Origin of the sequence: Bacteroides finegoldii DSM 17565 (assembly GCF_000156195.1) — a bacterium.
In the GTDB taxonomy this organism is placed as follows: domain Bacteria; phylum Bacteroidota; class Bacteroidia; order Bacteroidales; family Bacteroidaceae; genus Bacteroides; species Bacteroides finegoldii.
This window is the reverse complement of the sequence record NZ_GG688334.1, coordinates 8871-27632: the sequence shown is the minus strand read 5'-3', so window position 1 is coordinate 27632 and position 18762 is coordinate 8871. Positions and strand designations below refer to the sequence as shown.

The following is an 18762-nucleotide window of genomic DNA, read 5'->3' as shown; positions in this document are numbered from 1 at the left end:
CGCTTTTCAAGTTTGATAAGAAACTTACTAACACCTTTAAATAAAAATAGAGAAAATGACTAAAAGTGCATTGCAAATCGCAAGGGCTGCTTATCAGCCCAAACTTCCAAAAGCATTGGCATCAGGAGCTGTTAAAGCAGTGGCAGGTACTGCTACTGAATCTGTAGCCGATCAGGAAGCTATCAAAGCTTTGTTTCCCAACACGTACGGAATGCCGTTGATTACATTTGAAGCCGGTGAAGCGGTAGCTCTTCCTGCTATGAATGTAGGTGTGATTCTTTCGGGTGGTCAAGCTCCCGGTGGACACAATGTGATTTCCGGTTTGTTTGACGGTATCAAGAAACTGAATCCGGAAAACAAATTGTATGGTTTCATCTTAGGTCCCGGTGGGTTGGTAGACCATAACTATATGGAGCTGACTGCTGACATCATCGATGAATATCGTAACACTGGTGGTTTCGATATTATCGGTTCCGGTCGTACGAAATTGGAAAAGGAAGATCAGTTTGAAAAAGGATTTGAGATTATCAAGAAACTCGGTATCAAAGCATTGGTTATCATTGGTGGTGACGACTCTAACACAAACGCTTGTGTTTTGGCTGAATACTATGCCGCCAAGAAGTATGGTGTACAGGTAATCGGTTGCCCGAAAACAATCGACGGTGACTTGAAGAACGATATGATTGAAACTTCTTTCGGTTTCGATACAGCTTGTAAAACTTATGCTGAAGTAATCGGTAACATCCAACGTGACTGTAACTCTGCACGTAAATACTGGCACTTCATCAAATTGATGGGTCGTTCGGCTTCTCACATTGCACTTGAATGCGCTTTGCAGGTACAACCGAACGTATGTATCATTTCAGAAGAAGTTGAAGCTAAGGATATGTCTTTGGATGATGTGGTAACATACATCGCTAAAGTGGTGGCAGAACGTGCTGCCCAGGGACATAACTTCGGTACAGTATTGATTCCTGAAGGTTTGGTTGAGTTCATTCCGGCTATGAAACGTCTGATTGCTGAGCTGAATGACTTCCTGGCTGCTAACGCAGAAGAATTCGCTCAGATTAAAAAGTCTCACCAGCGTGATTATATCATTCGCAAACTTTCTCCGGAGAACTCTGCTATCTATGCAAGTCTGCCGGAAGGTGTTGCCCGTCAGTTGACTTTGGACCGTGACCCTCACGGAAACGTTCAGGTATCATTGATCGAAACAGAAAAACTGTTGTCTGAAATGGTAGCTACGAAGTTGGCGGCTTGGAAAGAAGAAGGTAAGTATGTAGGTAAGTTTGCTGCTCAGCACCACTTCTTCGGTTACGAAGGACGTTGCGCTGCTCCGTCAAACTTCGATGCGGATTACTGCTATTCTTTGGGTTACACAGCTTCTATGCTAATTGCTAACGGTAAGACAGGTTATATGTCTTCTGTACGCAATACCACTGCTCCTGCTGCCGAATGGATTGCAGGTGGTGTGCCTATCACAATGATGATGAATATGGAACGCCGTCACGGTGAAATGAAACCGGTTATCCAGAAAGCATTGGTAAAACTGGATGGTGCTCCTTTCAAAGCATTTGCCGCACAACGTGACCGTTGGGCTATTGAAACGGATTATGTATATCCGGGTCCGATTCAGTACTTTGGTCCTACGGAAGTTTGCGACCAGGCAACAAAGACTTTGCAGTTGGAACAACAGAAATAATTTTAACTGTTAGCGGTTAACGGTAAATAATTAATTAACGATGGACGGTAGGTGTCGTATGACAGATTATCGTTCATCGTTTTTCACTAACCCTTAATCATCCAGTCATTTGTCGTCACGTAATAATCCGATAGCTGCAGTTCAAAAGAAAAAGACAGTTTCCGCCACTCGAAAAAAGGGAACTACTTCTTCTAAATCTTCCCGTGCTCCGAAAAGGGTGCAGATGAAGACGAGCCATGGTATGCCTGTCTGGTTGCGTAATATTCTGGCAGTACTGATTGTGGGTTGTTTCTCTGTTGCTTTCTATTATTTCTTTATCCGCCCTTATGCTTATCGTTGGAAGCCTTGCCACGGATTAAAAGAATATGGAGTTTGTATTCCTGACGGCTACGATGTTCATGGAATTGATGTTTCTCATTATCAGGGAAAAATAGACTGGCAGAAACTTCGGCAAAACAAGGAGACAGTGACTCCTTTGCATTTTGTCTTTATGAAGGCGACAGAAGGAGGCGATCATGGTGACACTACTTTCTCGGCAAACTTTGCCAATGCGCGTAATCATGGATTTATACGTGGAGCTTATCATTTTTATATTCCGAGTACAGATGCTTTGAAGCAAGCCGACTTTTTTATTCGTACGGTAAAATTGGATACCGGAGATTTGCCCCCTGTGCTTGATGTAGAAATGACCGGAAGAAAGAATAAGACAGAATTGCAGCAAGGTATCAAGCGTTGGCTCGACCGTGTGGAGGCTTATTATGGGGTAAAACCTATTCTTTATACTTCTTATAAATTTAAAACCCGTTATCTGGACGATTCTATCTTTAACGCATATCCTTATTGGATTGCCCACTATTATGTGGACTCTGTGAAATATCAAGGTAAATGGGATTTCTGGCAACATACGGATGTGGGAAATGTACCCGGCATTGAAGAAGAGGTGGATCTGAATGTCTTCAACGGTACATTGGAAGATCTCAAGAAGCTGACAATAAAATAGCAGCTGTTTCTTTTTCAAACAACTTATCTATTCTCTTATTTGTTATAATCGTATTATTATTAAAAATATACGATTATGAACTTTGATATAGCTATTATTGATGGAATGAGCCGCTTTGATCCAAAGATTCATGTTGTGATAGAAGGAGCGGAGTTTGCCGATTATTTTTGGCCTGCTGTCGAACAATATGTGGAATGTACGCATGAATATTGGCGTAGGACTTTATCATTCTCAAAACATAGAAGGCGCTTTGACCACTTTGCCCGGAGCACGTATTGTATGTCCGTCTTTTGCGGATGATGCAGCCGGGCTACTCCGTACCTGTATGCGTTCCAAAGGCTTTACTTTATTCCTTGAGCCGAAAGCATTGTATAATTCCGTTGAGGCTGCTGCAGTCGTACCGGAAGATTTTGAAGTTCCTTTCGGAAAGGCACGTATTCGTCGTGAAGGGACAGATCTAAGTATCATTACGTATGGAAATACAACGCATTTCTGTCTGAATGCTGCGGAACGGTTGGAGAAAGAAAAGGGGCGGAAAGTAGAGGTTATAGATATCCGTTCTTTGGTTCCTTTGGACAAGGAAACGATATTCGAATCGGTGAAAAAGACGAGTAAGGCGTTGGTTGTACATGAAGATAAAGTTTTCTCCGGCTTTGGGGCGGAGCTTGCCGCAATGATAGGTGGAGAGATGTTTCGCTATTTGGACGGACCTGTGCAACGTGTCGGCTCTACCTTTACACCCGTCGGTTTCAATCCTGTTTTGGAAAAGGAGATTTTGCCGGATGAAGCTAAGATCTATAAAGCTGCCAGGAAGTTATTAGAATATTAAACAGTATGGATTATGAAGAAGATAGGTTTGTTTTATGCTGCCAAAGCTGAGAAAACGAGTTGGGTGGCGGAAAGAATACAGAAAGAATTCGGTGAAAGTCATATAAAAGTGGTACCGATAGAACAGGCTTGGCAGAACGATTTTGCTGCTTATGATTGTTTTATTGTCGGAGCCTCCACTTGGTTTGACGGAGAGTTGCCTACTTATTGGGACGAGCTGTTGCCGGAGCTTAGAACGATGGATTTGAAAGGAAAGAAGGTCGCTATCTTTGGATTGGGAGATCAGGTACGCTATCCGGAAAACTTTGCTGATGGTATCGGGCTATTGGCAGAAGTATTCGAAGAAGACGGGGCGGCATTGGTGGGCTTTACTTCTTCGGAAGGATATACTTTTGAGCGTTCCAGAGCATTGCGTGGCAATCTGTGTTGTGGGTTGGTTATCGACTTGGATAATCAGTCGGACCAGGCAAAAAAGAAAATCAAGGATTGGTGTGAACAAGTAAAAAAGGAGTTTGCGTAACTCCTTTTATAAGCTATTATATATTATGAGGGTGTCATAATGAATAATCTGCGTTTTGACACTCTCTATTTTTATCCCTGTATTCTTTGTTTCTGTTGGCAGAGTAATAGTATTAAACTTTATAAATGAATTTCACTGCCGCCCAACGATTCTTTTCTTTGTGATGGATATAAGTCAGTCCGTTTTTTTCCGCTTCTTCGCGGATAACAGGGATGTCATCCACATAAAATCCGCTCATGTATAGTTCCGCTCCGGGATGCATACAAGTGACATATTGTTTTATATCATTCAGTAGGATATTGCGGTTAATATTAGCTATGACTACATCAAACGGCCCTTTTCCGGAAAGTGAAGAGGCATCTCCTTGAGAAACGGCAATATTATCTACGTGGTTCAATTCGATGTTTTCGATAGAGTTTCGTACACACCATTCGTCTATGTCGATAGCGGTACATGGATGTGCGCCTTTCATTCGTGCAAGGATGGCGAGAATAGAAGTTCCACAACCCATATCCAGCAATGATTTATCTTTCAGCTCGCTATCCAACAGTTCTTCGATAATAAGGCTGGTAGTCTCGTGATGTCCTGTGCCGAAAGCCATTTGCGGATTGATTACGATATCGTATTCTGCTTTAGGAATATCCTGATGAAATGTGCTGTGGATTACACAACGGTCACCGATGATAATCGGTTGAAAGAAATTCTTTTCCCATTCCTCGTTCCAGTCCTTGTCTTCTGCTTCTGCATATGTATAGGTGATTTCCGTATCGGATAGGGGAAATCCGGCGATTGCATTCTTTATGGAGGTTTCGTCACATAAAGTTTGTTGGATATATGCGGTTAATCCGTTCTCATTTTCAACAAAACTCTCGAAACCGGTTTCGCCTAATACGGCAGCTAATACATCATTTACAATCTCTGTGGACGGATTCGTATGAAAAGTGAACTCAAAATACTTCATAGTTGTTTCTAATGCTGGTGAATAATGTGCAAAGATAATCACAATTTTAGGGAAATCCCTACTATCCTTTGGGGAAAATCTCCCCAAGGCGATAAATCTCTTCCTTATCTTTGTAACGTGAATAAGTTTAAGTAATTACATAAACCCAGATGATATGAAAAAGATTGTTTACTTCTTGCTAGTTGCCTTGTGTCTCCCGATAGGCTTGATGGCACAAAGCGTTGATGACGACCTTTACTTCGTACCTTCCAAAGACAAAAAGGAGAAAAAAGAAACTCCGGTGAGGAAGGAACCGAAGAAACAGGTGACAAACATCTATACTTCGCCGGGAACTACAGTTGTGGTTCAGGACCGTAGGGGGAGAACACGGGATGTGGATGAATATAACCGCCGTTACGATGCACGTAATAATGAATTCGTAATGGATAATGATACCTTATATATAAAGGAAAAATCTACTCCGGACTTGGACGGGGAATGGGTGACCGGTGAATTCAATGGTACGCAGGACGACTATGAATATGCCGAACGCATCATCCGTTTCCGTAATCCGCGTTTCGCTATCAGTATCAGCAGTCCGTTATATTGGGATGTAGTCTACGGACCGAATTCTTGGGACTGGAATATATATACCGATGGTATGTATGCTTACGCATTCCCGACATTCAGTAATCCACTTTGGTGGGATTGGCGTTATGGCTCATACGGCTGGGGCTGGAACTATGGTTGGGGCTGGAGTCGTCCTTATTATGCTTGGGGATATTATCCGGGCTATTGGGGCGGCTGGCATGGCGGCTACTGGGGTGGCTGGTATGGTGGTGGATATTGGGGACATCATCATCATTGGCACGGCGGTCCTAGCTGGGGCTGGGGCGGTGGAGGCCGTTGGACTGGTCCGACTTATACAAACCGTCGTTCGTATGGACAAAGCAGTTACAGAAATTCTTCTACTGTACGTCGATATGGTTCAAGCGCCACTCGTTCTGGTGGTTCTGCTGTTCGGTCAACTGGTAGCTCGTCTCGTACCTCCGGATCAGCTTATGGCAGGGGAACAAGCACAACAAGACGCGTGGTAGGTACGCGTTCTTCGGATGAGCGTTATGGCTCAAGTACTCGTACGGGAAATTCATCACGTCGTGGCAGTATTTATTCTCGGCCAAGTAGTACTCGGACTAGTGGAACAGGAACCGGTTCTTCTTATTCCCGTTCTTCTGGAGTGAGAAGTGGCAGTAGTGGAACGAGAACATCTACTTACAATCGCGGTAGTTCTTCCACTCCACGCAGCAACTATTCTAACGGTAATAGTAGCCGTCGTTCATCATCTTATGGAACTTCTCGTTCATCATCTTCCCGCAGTTATTCACCTGCCTCTTCAGGTGGTAGTTCGCGCGGCAGCTATTCTTCCGGTGGGGGAATCGGCAGATCTTCTGGCGGAGGAGGTTCTTCTCGTAGCGGTGGTAGAAGATAAAACGAAGGGTATTAATTAAATGGAATGAAAGGTATGAAAAAAATAGTTATGGTAGCTGTATTGGGACTATTTGTTTCTGCAGCTTCGGGATTAGCACAGACTGTTTATGATGGTGCTAAACTGACAGGAAAAGATTTAAATGGAACTGCCCGGTTTGTCGGAATGGGAGGTGCTATGGGGGCACTTGGTGGAGATATTTCTACCATAGGGACCAATCCGGCCGGTATTGGGCTCTATCGTAGCAGTGATATAATGACTTCTTTCGGTTTCTCATCTTATGGAAGTGAAAGCAAGTATTTAGGCAGTAAGTGGAATTCGGATAAAAACAGGGCTTCATTTGATAATATCGGATTTGTATTTTCATCAAAGATCGGAAACACTACTCCCTTACGCTATGTGAATTTTGGATTTAACTATCATAAAGCAAAGTCTTTCTATAAGAATATGGAAATGAACGGTGATCTTGGTAATTATTCACAGGCCTTCTTGATGGCTTCTCTGTCTGACGGAATATCAAATTGGGGAAATCCGTTTGATACTAATGATATAGGTTGGCTTTCTGCTGTGGGATATGAGGGGTATGTAATCAGTCCGAGCCTTACAACTACGCAGAATGAATTTCCGTATAAAGATAAGGAAGGTAATCAAGTAGTAAATAATGAGGGAAAGCCTCTGTTTTATGATTATGATTATTATAATACAATCGTTCCGGATGGAGTAAGTCCATACGCACGCTTTCATTCGGAAGAACGTGGTGGCATAGATCAATATGATTTTAATATCGCTTTTAATTTCAGTGACCGTTTTTATCTGGGGCTAACAATTGGGGCTTATTCCATTGATTATAATAAGTACACCTCGTATGATGAAGATTATGGTAATGAAACAGGATATAAACTGCAAGGTTGGAATAAAATTACCGGATCAGGTTTTGATTTTAAATTCGGAGCGATTCTTCGTCCTTTCGAGTATTCACCTTTCCGTATAGGTTTGGCTATTCATACACCTGTTTTTTATAGTCTGGATTATAAGACAAGTGTTTTTATGCAATCAGATATTTGGGATCCGGTAGCCAATGAGATTACCTATCGTGATATAGATTCTCGTGATTATTTGCCTGGTAAAGATGATATGGTTCAGCGCTTTCGTTTTCAGACTCCGTGGACTTATAATGTAAGTTTGGGATATACGGTAGGTAATAGTTTAGCTTTAGGAGCGGAATATGAGTATCAAGACTACTCTTCAATAAAATTTAGAGATCCTGATGGATATGCTTCCGCTTTCGAATGGGAGAATAGTACGACACCTATGTTGAAAGGCGTGCATACAGCTCGACTAGGTTTGGAATATAAAGTGGTACCTCAGTTTGCTTTTCGTGCAGGTTATAACTACAGTTCGGCGGCATTTAAGAAAGACGCTTATAAGGACCTGGCAATAAATTCTATTCAAACGGATACGGATTTCGCTAATAGTAAATCGCTGAGTAACTATACGTTAGGTATTGGGTATCGGGGTTCTACATTTTATGCTGACCTGGCATATAAATTCTCTACTTATAAGGAAGATTTTTATCCATTCATTAATGTAACTGTGGATGATGAAGGTGTTTTAATAGCTTCACCGGACGCTACGAAAGTAACCAACACCCGTAGCCAAGTCCTTTTTACAGTCGGTATGCGTTTCTAAACCAGATCAGTTTTCAATTTCAATAATAACTTTTGTGTGTAAAGAATCCCTGGAATGCTGAGTGTCTACAGCACTTCCGGGGATTTCTATTAGTCGTCCGGTATGAACGGTTGTCCGTCTAATACTCTATTTTATCCTCCTTGTTCATCCATGCTTTGAAAGCGGAAATAGCTTCCTCGTGCAATAAAATCTCAGAAGGAAGTTTTCTCTCTTCCGGTTTCAGTTCCAGTTCATCATAGATGAAGGAATCATCGAAGCCAATATTTTTTGCGTCGGTTTTATTGTTGCCATAGTACATTTTGTCCAACCGTGCCCAGTAAATGGCACCTAAACACATGGGGCAAGGTTCGCAAGAAGTATATATCTCATAGCCGCTAAGATTGAATGTACCAAGCTTTGCAGCGGCAGCGCGTATGGCGCTTACTTCGGCATGAGCGGTAGGATCGCAGGAAGCGGTGACACGATTTACTCCGGTGGCAACTATCTCTCCCTCTTTAGTGGCAATCACAGCACCGAAAGGACCTCCACCGTTCTCGATATTCTCCTTTGAAAGCTCGATGGCTTTCCGCATCAATTCTTCTTTAGTCATGGTATAAAATAGATTGTTAGTTTAATATGAGGATTATATTATATCTTTCCAAGAATCTTATCCATTACCCAGTTGGTCAGTGTCGCACTTTCACCGTCGCAAGAACAGATAGATTTTCCCAATAAATGGTCTACTACCGCTTGGATAAGAGGTTGCTGTACATGTTCCGGGTTGCCGATACAGATTTCTTCCCTTCCTTTTTCTGTGTGCAGGCCGATAGGTTCGTAAGTGAAGACAGAAAAACAAATCATTCCTTTGTCCCCAATAATCTCTATACGGTCTTCGCGAGCTGAATCATGAGCTACAAAGCACCAGGAACCACTGCCTACCAATCCGTTATCGAACTGGAAACAAGCGCTCAACGTATCTTCGGCAGGATAAAGCCCGCCGCGATTGCTCTTGTAGCCGTTTGCTTCGAGGATACATCCGAACATATCCTGTAATAAATCAATCTGATGCGGAGCAAGGTCGTAGAAATAACCACCGCCTGCAATGTCAGCCTGTACACGCCAGGGAAGATTTTCACGGTTATAATCCAAGTCACGTGGCGGTTGGGCAAAACGGATCTGTACATTGATTACGTTACCGATAGTTCCGTTTTCTACCAATTCTTTTACTTTCTGGAAGTAGGGAAGATAACGGCGGTAGTATGCAACGAAACAGGGAACTCCCGTTTCTTTGGATATGCGGTTAATGCGCGTACATTCTTCGTATGTGACGGCCATCGGTTTCTCAATATAGGCAGGCTTACCTGCTTTCATCGACATGATGGCGTATGTAGCATGGGATGAGGGAGGAGTAGCGATATAGATAGCATTCACTTCCGGATCATCTATAAGTTCTTGTGCATCGTCATACCATCTCTTGATACCTCTCTCTTTGGCGTATGCTTTTGCTTTCGCACCGTCACGGCTCATCACGGCTACTACTTCCGAATGTTCTACTTTTTGGAAAGCAGGGCCGCTTTTAGTTTTCGTCACTTCTCCGCAACCGATGAATCCCCACTTGATTATCTTTTCACTCATAATACAATTACCTATTTGCTTATTCTAATAAACTCCAAAGATAAAGCAATTTTTTGTCAAGAGCAACTTTATTGATTATTAACTTGGTGGAGGAATTTGGAAAATAAAGCCTCTATTTTGCTAAAATGGAGATGTTGTTTGTATGGAATAGATTTTCCGTTTCGGGTGGATAGGACCTTTGCTCTTGTGAAAGCATATCCTATTTGCAGTATAAAGGCAGGTGAGTAGAGATAAGCCCGGGGATGAAGGACAATATGCCAATGGGGAAAAAAGTATAGGATTGTTTTCGTTTAGTAAGTAGATTGATAAGGTTATTTTTTATCATAGTATTTCTTGTAAATCTTTTGATATTCTTCTTCCTTCTGGAATCTATCCAGCCATGCATTCAAACTGTCGAGTAAGACAGGTGATTGTTTGCTGACTGCCCATGAGTAGAATTGTGTGAAACTGATTGCCGTATTGATATCTATTTGCGGCAAAGAATCAGCGGCAGCCTGTGCGATACTTTCATCACATACGGCATAGTCGATGTCTCCATGTGCCACAAGCGAAATCAATTGTTCCGGGCCGTATTTTTCTATTTCCTTTATATAAATGGTATCTCCAATCTCATTTCCCAAGTTCTGAATACGCAAGATTGACGGGGAACCCTTTATAACATGGAGTGTTTTTTGCGCTAAATCCAACTGGCTGCGTATGTAGAGGGAATCGTTTTCTCCGGTTGCTTTCCGTTGTACCAGCACTTGTTTGTTGAGCACGATGGGAGAGGTGAGCAGTAAGGAATCCTTCAATTTGCTGGTTGCTAATATACCGTATGCTATTACGTCATAACGGTCCTCGCTCAATCCTCTCAGACGATCCTCAAAACTCATATAAGGGCTGATGTCAACTCTTAGTCCTTTATCTCGGCCGAATGCCTGTATCAGTTCATAATTAAACCCTGCAACCGTATCCCCGTCTACATAAAAACTGATGGAATTGTACTCTGTCGCTACACGTAATACACCTTCTCTGATAATATCTGCATAGTCGCGTGGGGGAAGCGGTTGTTTTTGCTGATTGTCGCATCGACGGAAACAGAAGAGTAGTGCCAGTACGATAATTACAGGTATCAGATATCTGAGCAATCTTATTTTGGGGCGTGTCACCATAAGCTGCAGAAGTTTTATCAATCATAGAAGTTCCATGAAAGGCCGAATTTCAGCACACGTGGGTTGATAGGGTAATGAGGAGACAGGAAATAATTCGGTCTGCTCATTCCTTGATTCACGTGATACATCATTACATAGAAACGTGTACGCTTTAAATGTAAGTTCGCGTAAACATTTACAATAGGATAGCCGCCTATCTCTACCTGGTCGTCTGTCGGTTGCAGATGGAAGTTCTGAATGGCGGGCATATATGCAGGGGCATTGTATTTGGTAAAGTATCTCAAATCGGCACCTAATTGTACGCTGAGCACTTTTTTTGCCAGTTTGAACTGCATATAAAAGTTATGATATAGCGAGAGGTCCGGCAAGGGAAGCACGGTCTGGTCGCTGGACTTCTGCCAGGTCACCTCATTGTCCAAGTGGAAGATACCCAATTTGAAGTCCTGATTAAGACTTGCTGACAACACTTGCAGACTTCCGCTTTTTTGTTCGGGCAATGCTTGTTGATTGAAATAAGTATAGTTCTTTATATTCTCGACTCCTGCTTTCAATTTTGTCCTCCAACGGGCAATGCTCAACTCTCCTTCAATGCGGGTGCGAAACTCCTTGTCCATATCATTGTCCCACCAGAAATGCTTGGAGTGATAGTGGCGCATATAGAACGGAGCCAGTTTATTGCTGACCTCTCCACGGGCTATAAGACTGACCGTATCTTTCCACAGAGGAAAGTTCAGGTCTATATCGCCTTTCACATTGAACTGTCCGATTGCTTTTCCTCCCAGTCCCACTTCACCGATGGCATGATAATGGAGTACATTACCTTCACGTTTGGACAATTCGCCTCCTACGAATATCTCATTCTCATTGTATTTGTCATTACCTATGCCTTCCAGGTTCATCAGTGTATATTTGCTGATTTTATAAGAGGCAAATGCCGTCAGTCCGGCTTTGGCATATTTATTGAACCCTTCCAACAGAGCAATACCTACGGTGTTTTTGATTCCTATATAGGTCGTACTGTCTTTTACTAATGGATTATCAGGTTCTAAATAAGTGTTCTGATAGTAATCTTTCACGTCATCTTCAGAATGGAAACTATGCCGTGCACGTTCCACTTGAACGGTATGTATAAAACTGGTGACCGGAACGAATTCCTGTTTGGCGGGCATGGTGTCGTTTTCAGCCTGTGGTATATCCCGTTTGAATCCCAAGTTATAGCGTTGAGTCAGAAAAACGTAAAAGTCGTGGTTACGGTTGGTCGTAGCGCTTAGTATGGTAGGAATATTCGTTGATTCATACTCCCTTTGACCTTGTGCCATTTCCTCCGGTGCAGTGATATATCGGTCATCTTCGATACCTCCGTTCTCGTTTGTTTTCAGATAGTTATTGCTGTATATGGCTTGCATTTGGTAGCGGTCGCCAATATAACTACCGAAAAAAGCTGCATTGAAATGTGATGTGCTTTGATTATTGTAATATCCCCGTCCGTACAGATAGTCTATGTTGAAGCCGAAAGCCAGACGTTTGTTTACATTGACAGAGAAGTATGATTTGAAACGTTCTTCCCCGTTCACCTTGTTACCGGCTTTGTGATATGTCAGATTGGTATAAGGTACGTTACTGTTCGTAAAGTTGAATTCCGTAGGACGGATAAAGAAACTGGAGAAAGGCTCCATGAAAATAGTTGGCTCAGGGTCACGACGGTCGAAGAAAATACGTGACATACGGGGAGAACCCATATTGGCCAGATAATTGTAATGTCCGGTCAGCCCGTCAGTCAGGTTCGTGTTCTGGAAATGATGATATGCCGTATCCGCCGGAATCATAGTCCGGTCGCCCAACTGGTTTTTGATACGCCACATATATAATTTAGGAGGCAATCCCTGTATCTCAACATTTGCACTGTCCAGTTTGTCCGGAATCATGGCAGGGTCTACCTGGTTGCCGTATTGGTCATAGCCGTTTTCGTCAATTACCTGGCGACCATTGTCGAACTGTGCATGAACACTTGTCAGACCTATAACGGTAAGTAATATATATAATAGTAAGATTCGTCTCATAATTGGAGGCAAAGATACTTACTTTAATTGATTTAATGATAATGGATAATTGAAAATTATGTTGCATACGTACAACACGTAGCTAATAATTATCAATTATCCATTGTTCACTATCCATTAATTAAACTTCTCGGATAAGCTCCATGCCTTTCTTGATAGCTTCCTCGTTCATAGGAATCAAGTGGTGGTGGCGTTCCGGCAAAGTCTTTTTCAAGCCTTTGATGACATTTTCTAAAGTAACAATCGGACGAAGTTTCAGCAGACCGCCTAATACGATCATGTTGAACGCTTTGGCGTTGTTCATTTCGTTGGCTGCATCCATTGCGTCAATACGGTATACTTTGATGTCTTTGCGGGTAGGAGGGTTGATTATTCCGTAACCGTCATAAATCAAGATACCACCGGGTTTCACCTTACTTTCAAACTTTTCGAGTGAAGGCTGGTTCAAGATGATGGCGGCATCGTATTTACTAAGAATCGGTGAAGATATCTTGTCATCGCTAACGATTACTGTAACGTTGGCAGTACCACCCCGTTGTTCTGGACCGTATGCCGGCATCCAGCTCACTTCCTTGCCTTCCATCAAACCGGAATAAGCCAGAATCTTACCCATAGACAATACGCCTTGTCCACCGAATCCTGCTATAATTATTTCTTCTTTCATTGTTCTGTTGACTTTTAGCGTTATTCTTTATCTTTTAAATCACCCAGCGGATAGAACGGGAACATATGTTCTTCCATCCATTTGTTTGCTTTTTCCGGGGTCATTTTCCAACCGGAACTACAAGTGGAAACGATTTCTACCAAGTTGGAACCTTTACCGTTCATTGAGTTCTCGAAAGCCTTGCGAATAGCTTTCTTCGCTTTACGGATGGCCGGTACCGATTGTACGGACTGGCGGCTTACGTAAGCTGTTCCTTCCAGTTGGGCGGCGATTTCTGTGATTTTCAATGGATAGCCGTGAAGTTCAACGTCACGTCCGTAAGGACAAGTCGAGCTCTTCATACCTACTAGTGTAGTCGGGGCCATCTGGCCGCCTGTCATACCGTAAATGGCATTGTTGATAAAGATAATCGTGATGTTTTCGCCACGGTTCAAAGCGTGTATAGTTTCGGCTGTACCGATACAAGCCAAATCACCGTCACCCTGGTAAGTAAATACGAGGCGATCCGGCCACAGACGCTTCACAGCAGTTGCCACAGCAGGAGCACGTCCGTGTGCAGCTTCCTGCCAGTCAATATCCAAATAGTTATAGGCGAAAACTGCACATCCTACCGGAGAGATTCCCACCGTTTTATCTTCCATACCCATCTCCTCTATTACTTCGGCAATGAGCTTGTGTACCACACCGTGACTGCAGCCCGGACAGTAGTGCATGGCGTTGTCGTTCATCAGAGTCGGTTTTTTGTAAACCAGATTCTCGGGTTTGATTATTTCTTCTTTAGTCATAACTTCTTCTCCTTATCTGTTGGTGAACCGTATAAAAAACTCCATCAGCTTGACAAAGATTGCCGCGCCGCATACGTAGATAAACATTTTGAAATCTTCCTTTCCTACAACGAAATAGGTGATAATGGCTGCAACAGCCAGAATCATGAAAAGGATGTTCAGTACGTTTCTTATTTTATCGGGATTCATCGTTTCGTTATTTGATTATTTTTTCTTCCAAAGCAGTTACAATTTCATCCGGATCGGGGACGATACCGCCGAGACGTCCGAAATGCTCTACCTTTATTTTACCGTTAACAGCCAGGCGGACATCTTCAATCATCTGTCCGGCATTCAGCTCTGTAACAAGCATACCTTTTACTTTGTCAGCATAAGCGGCAATGGCTTTTGTAGGGAACGGCCACAAAGTAATCGGACGAAGGATACCTACCTTGATACCTTTCTCACGAGCCAGCTCCATGGCTTTCTGACCGATACGTGCCATTGAGCCAAAAGCAATAATCAGATATTCTGCATCTTCACAGTTTATTTCTTCAAAACGTACTTCGTTTTCTTCGATTTGGCGATACTTAGCCTGGAAGCGGAGGTTGTTGATTTCCATTGCTTCCGGTTTCAGTTCCAAAGAAGTGATGATGTTCGGTTTGCGATCTTTAGCCTTTCCGGTAGCAGCCCACGGACATTGCTCAATCACTTCCGCTTCTGTGCGGCGTGGCTTTTGTGCAGGAAGAACAACCTTTTCCATCATCTGTCCGATCACACCGTCAGCAAGAATAATGGCTGGATTACGATATTTGAAAGCCAGTTCGAATCCCAATGCCACGAAATCTGCCATTTCCTGTACAGATGCCGGAGCAAGAGCGATTAGCTTGTAGTCGCCATGACCACCGCCCTTCACAGTCTGGAAATAGTCGGCCTGACTCGGTTGGATGGTTCCTAATCCGGGACCGCCACGCATCACGTTTACAATCAGACAAGGAAGTTCGGCACCTGCAATGTAAGATATACCTTCCTGTTTCAGACTGACGCCCGGACTTGAAGACGATGTCATTACCATCTTTCCGCTGCCTGCGCCTCCATATACCATATTGATAGCTGCCACTTCACTTTCTGCCTGGAGTACTACCATGCCGGTTGTTTCCCACGGTTTCAGTTCAGCAAGTGTTTCCAACACTTCCGATTGGGGAGTAATAGGATAACCGAAGTATCCGTCCGCACCGCAACGGATAGCTGCGTGGGCGATGGCTTCGTTTCCTTTCATTAATACAACTTCTTCTGCCATATTCTTTTCTTTTATTCTACTTTTACTTTATACACTGAGATACATCCGTCCGGACAAACTGTTGCGCACGAGCTGCATCCGTTACAGGTATCTTCTTTCACTTGCCAGGCATAGTTATAGCCTTTCATGTTTACCTCTTTGTTGAGGGCGATTACATCAAGCGGACACGCCACTACGCATAGGTTACATCCTTTGCAACGCTCTGTGTCGACTACGATTGCTCCTTTGATTTTTGCCATAATCTTTATTTTATTACGTTATCTTTGAGTACGGTTATTGATTATACATATCTTTGTGATAGAAGTTTAGAATATCTATCGCCATTTTCCGGGCCTGAACGGCGGGGCTGTCAGGATTAAGGTCGATAGCGTATTGGTAATTGTCCAGCGCTTGCTTCCAGTCTCCTTTTTTCCGGTAGGCATTTCCCCGTAAATAGTAAAGAATATCTTTCTCGTTTTCGACAGAAGTGTCTAGGAGAAGTTGGTTCAATTGCTCAATCGCTGTGTCCACATCCCCCTGATTGATAAGCTCTTTTAGGTTTTCTATTTGCTCCATTTCTTTTGTCTTTCGGGATTCTGAAACGCAAAGATAGTTTTTATTTGTGTAAATGAGACAAATGAAGCCGGAAATTTGTATTTGGGAAAAGACTTTCCTGTGGATATTGTTATGCTCACAAGGATGAATGAAATAAAAAAAGACCTTCACCTTTTCTCTGTATCGACCTGTTTATCGGAATTAGCGGGTGAAGGGCAATCTTTTCACCTGCTGTTTCACCTTCCTTGAATCCGAATCAAATATGCGGTCGCTTTAGTCTATTGTATTGGCAATAGACTGCTGGGAGACTAATGGATAACTTCGTGTGCCTTATTAGAGAAACTCCTTGTTAGTATAGACAAAGTTGTATTTCATTAGACGTGTTCTATAAACAAAGGCTTCGTTTGTGAAAACAAAGGTTTGGTTTATATAAACGAAGCCTTCATTTATAAAAACGGAACCTTCGTTTATAGATTGTTTGTAGTAGAAAGCAAGTTAGGTTGTAACAAAAGTAAGTTTAGTTGGATTGAAAAGTAAGTTCTACTATAATAGAAACATAGAGAGTTAGTATATTATCGGATTGTATGGGTGAGGAGAAGGTGAAAGAGCTGCTCTTCACCCGCAAATATTGATAAACAAAGCGTTTCAGCGAAAAGGTGAAGGGCATTTGAGACAGGAAAAAGTGTGTAAGTTGTAGGGTGGACAACAATGAAGAATTAGATTTTTGCAAATAATAGCAGAAATAAGGGCAGATAATCTTTCAATTCATTTCGCATAAGCTCCATTGTTTTTTGTTTGTACCGATTGATGGACTTCACGCTAAGATTCATTTCTTCCGCAATTTCCGTATGGGTCTTTCCTTCAAAGAAACTTTTTATAAATACCGTGCGATAACTTTCCGGGAGTTTATTCAGTGTTTCGTACAGCATTCTGTATAATTCGTCAAGGGTATATACGCTGTCCGGTTCCACTTCGTAAATGGGAGCTTTCTTTTGAACAACTTCTGCATAGTTCCATTCATACTCTTGATGTTTCAGATAATTCAGGCAGCTGTTTTTTACACACATTTTGATATATCCCAATGCCGTGTCCGATTGAAAATCAAAAGAATCTATTTTATCCCATAGTGAAGTAAATACATCCGAAACAATATCTTCCCGTGTCTCTTTATCATCAATAAATCTTTTTGCATATAGGACGAATGGAGCATAAAACTCTTCATAAAGTTGCTTGAAGGTCTGTTCTTTAGGCTGTTTTTGAAAAGATATTTTCATTATTTTGAGATTCTGTTGTTTTTCATTTCGCTGCAAATATATAATAAGATAATCGCTAAACCTTAATTTTTCTATTTCTTTTTTTATTCTTTTGATGGAAAATTTGGAAATAAAATAAAAAAAATCCGTTTTTCCTGTCCCTTTTGGGAAGCTTTGATTGTATTATAAATATAATTGCAATTAACAGATAAAGATTTTGAAAGAAAATATGAATCCGGAATCATTGTTTCGCAAAGCACAGGCATTGGGAGATGATATTAGAGAAATGGAGTCCATCGATACATTGGCGGCCTATCATAAAGCGATATTTGATATAAATAAGGTAGAAAGAAAAAAGACTGTTTATAGTCAGTTGATGCGATATGCGGCATTATTGGCTATTCCTCTTTTAATGACATCTTTGGTTCTGGGATATTTATATTTTGCTGGAGCGGAAGAAGAAGTAAAGTATGCCGAAATTACGGCTGCTACCGGTTCGGTGATACGTTATGAGCTTCCGGATGGTTCTGTGGTGTGGCTGAATGCTGGTACGACTTTACGTTATCCTACGGTCTTCAAAAAAGATAATCGGAGTGTAGAACTGAAAGGGGAGGCCTATTTTGAGATACAGGCAGATCAAGAACGTCCTTTTTATGTAAATACCCGGAATGGATTGAGTGTCTATGTTTATGGTACAAAATTCAATGTAAACGCTTATGAAAATGACGATTATGTAGAAACAGTGTTGGAGAAAGGTAAAGTAAATGTGATAACCCCCAATCGGGAAACAATAGTTTTGACTCCCGGAGAACAATTGCTTTACGATAAACAGAGTCAGAAATCGGTAAAGAATAAAGTAGATGTTTATGGAAAGATAGCTTGGAAAGATGGAAAGTTAGTTTTTAGAAATACGCCGTTAGAGGAAATCTTCAAGAGATTGGAACGACATTTCAATGTGGATATTCAATATAATAATAGGTGTGAAAAAGAATATAGATATCGGGCTACTTTCCGGGATGAGACTTTGTCGCAGATATTGGATTATTTGGCTAAATCTGCAAAAATGAAATGGAAAATTGAAGAATCTCAGCAACAAGCTGATAATACGTTTACAAAGAAAAAAATTATAGTGGATTTGTATTAGTAGTAACCTTTAAAAATAGAATAGCCTATGAGATACACGCATTAAAGATGAAAAAAGGAAGAAAGTTGCTGCCAACAACTGTCTTCCTCAGAAAACAGATTCACGGTATGGGG

18 protein-coding genes and 1 pseudogene are annotated in these 18762 nt (G+C 42.0%); 7 read left to right on the top strand and 12 right to left on the bottom strand.

All coding sequences use genetic code 11. The features are described 5' to 3' along the window. Positions 1–55: 55 nt before the first annotated feature. The 4 genes and pseudogenes from BACFIN_RS02375 (at position 56) to BACFIN_RS02390 (ending at position 4050) form a co-directional block, all read left to right on the top strand. Entirely contained in the window at positions 56–1702 is a 1647-nt protein-coding gene (locus tag BACFIN_RS02375; protein WP_007757428.1) for a diphosphate--fructose-6-phosphate 1-phosphotransferase, read from the top strand. 109 nt (positions 1703–1811) lie between these two features. Beyond that, positions 1812–2702: a glycoside hydrolase family 25 protein gene (locus tag BACFIN_RS02380; protein WP_050761315.1), complete on the top strand. Its 891-nt coding sequence runs from the start codon at positions 1812–1814 to the stop codon at positions 2700–2702. Between the two features lie 102 nt (positions 2703–2804). Beyond that, positions 2805–3531, top strand: a pseudogene (locus BACFIN_RS21030) (alpha-ketoacid dehydrogenase subunit beta); the annotation flags it as partial. A 12-nt stretch (positions 3532–3543) separates the two neighbouring features. After that, entirely contained in the window at positions 3544–4050 is a 507-nt protein-coding gene (locus BACFIN_RS02390) for a flavodoxin (RefSeq protein WP_007757417.1), read from the top strand. Positions 4051–4162: 112 nt separating this feature from the next. Here BACFIN_RS02390 and prmA read toward each other — a convergent pair whose 3' ends face one another. Beyond that, positions 4163–5011, bottom strand: a complete 849-nt coding sequence (gene prmA / locus BACFIN_RS02395) for a 50S ribosomal protein L11 methyltransferase (RefSeq protein WP_007757415.1) — start codon at positions 5009–5011, stop codon at positions 4163–4165. Positions 5012–5165: 154 nt separating this feature from the next. On the opposite strand from prmA, the gene BACFIN_RS02400 reads away from it, so the two are divergent. Next, a complete protein-coding gene (locus BACFIN_RS02400) occupies positions 5166–6479 on the top strand; it encodes a hypothetical protein (RefSeq protein WP_032839923.1) in 1314 nt (437 codons plus the stop codon). 33 nt (positions 6480–6512) lie between these two features. Then, positions 6513–8165 (top strand): OmpP1/FadL family transporter, encoded by a 1653-nt coding sequence (locus tag BACFIN_RS02405; protein ID WP_022275029.1) that lies wholly within the window; start codon positions 6513–6515, stop codon positions 8163–8165. Between the two features lie 118 nt (positions 8166–8283). On the opposite strand, the gene BACFIN_RS02410 is transcribed toward BACFIN_RS02405, so the two are convergent. The 11 genes from BACFIN_RS02410 to BACFIN_RS02455 all read right to left on the bottom strand — a co-directional run bounded on the left by BACFIN_RS02410 (position 8284) and on the right by BACFIN_RS02455 (position 17526). Next, positions 8284–8754, bottom strand: coding sequence for a nucleoside deaminase (locus BACFIN_RS02410; protein WP_007757408.1), 471 nt, complete (start codon positions 8752–8754; stop codon positions 8284–8286). A gap of 38 nt (positions 8755–8792) precedes the next feature. Continuing rightward, a complete protein-coding gene (locus BACFIN_RS02415) occupies positions 8793–9779 on the bottom strand; it encodes a Gfo/Idh/MocA family protein (RefSeq protein WP_007757406.1) in 987 nt (328 codons plus the stop codon). Between the two features lie 311 nt (positions 9780–10090). Continuing rightward, positions 10091–10930: a transporter substrate-binding domain-containing protein gene (locus BACFIN_RS02420; protein WP_032839922.1), complete on the bottom strand. Its 840-nt coding sequence runs from the start codon at positions 10928–10930 to the stop codon at positions 10091–10093. Positions 10931–10947: 17 nt separating this feature from the next. After that, positions 10948–12990 (bottom strand): putative porin, encoded by a 2043-nt coding sequence (locus BACFIN_RS02425; RefSeq protein WP_007757404.1) that lies wholly within the window; start codon positions 12988–12990, stop codon positions 10948–10950. 121 nt (positions 12991–13111) lie between these two features. Continuing rightward, on the bottom strand, positions 13112–13654 hold the full coding sequence (locus tag BACFIN_RS02430; protein ID WP_007757403.1) for a 2-oxoacid:acceptor oxidoreductase family protein: 543 nt from the start codon (positions 13652–13654) through the stop codon (positions 13112–13114). Between the two features lie 20 nt (positions 13655–13674). Continuing rightward, complete coding sequence (locus tag BACFIN_RS02435; protein ID WP_007757401.1) at positions 13675–14439, bottom strand: thiamine pyrophosphate-dependent enzyme; 765 nt, start codon at positions 14437–14439, stop codon at positions 13675–13677. 12 nt (positions 14440–14451) lie between these two features. Then, positions 14452–14628, bottom strand: coding sequence for a hypothetical protein (locus tag BACFIN_RS22425; RefSeq protein WP_007757400.1), 177 nt, complete (start codon positions 14626–14628; stop codon positions 14452–14454). 7 nt (positions 14629–14635) lie between these two features. Then, positions 14636–15718, bottom strand: coding sequence for a 3-methyl-2-oxobutanoate dehydrogenase subunit VorB (locus BACFIN_RS02440; protein WP_007757399.1), 1083 nt, complete (start codon positions 15716–15718; stop codon positions 14636–14638). 11 nt (positions 15719–15729) lie between these two features. Continuing rightward, positions 15730–15957, bottom strand: a complete 228-nt coding sequence (locus BACFIN_RS02445) for a 4Fe-4S dicluster domain-containing protein (protein ID WP_004297419.1) — start codon at positions 15955–15957, stop codon at positions 15730–15732. Positions 15958–15991: 34 nt separating this feature from the next. Next, positions 15992–16273, bottom strand: coding sequence for a tetratricopeptide repeat protein (locus BACFIN_RS02450; RefSeq protein WP_007757398.1), 282 nt, complete (start codon positions 16271–16273; stop codon positions 15992–15994). A 695-nt stretch (positions 16274–16968) separates the two neighbouring features. After that, positions 16969–17526, bottom strand: a complete 558-nt coding sequence (locus BACFIN_RS02455; protein WP_022275026.1) for an RNA polymerase sigma-70 factor — start codon at positions 17524–17526, stop codon at positions 16969–16971. 208 nt (positions 17527–17734) lie between these two features. Between BACFIN_RS02455 and BACFIN_RS02460 the strand changes: the two genes are divergently transcribed. Further along, positions 17735–18649: a FecR family protein gene (locus BACFIN_RS02460; RefSeq protein WP_007757393.1), complete on the top strand. Its 915-nt coding sequence runs from the start codon at positions 17735–17737 to the stop codon at positions 18647–18649. Positions 18650–18762 lie beyond the last annotated feature (113 nt).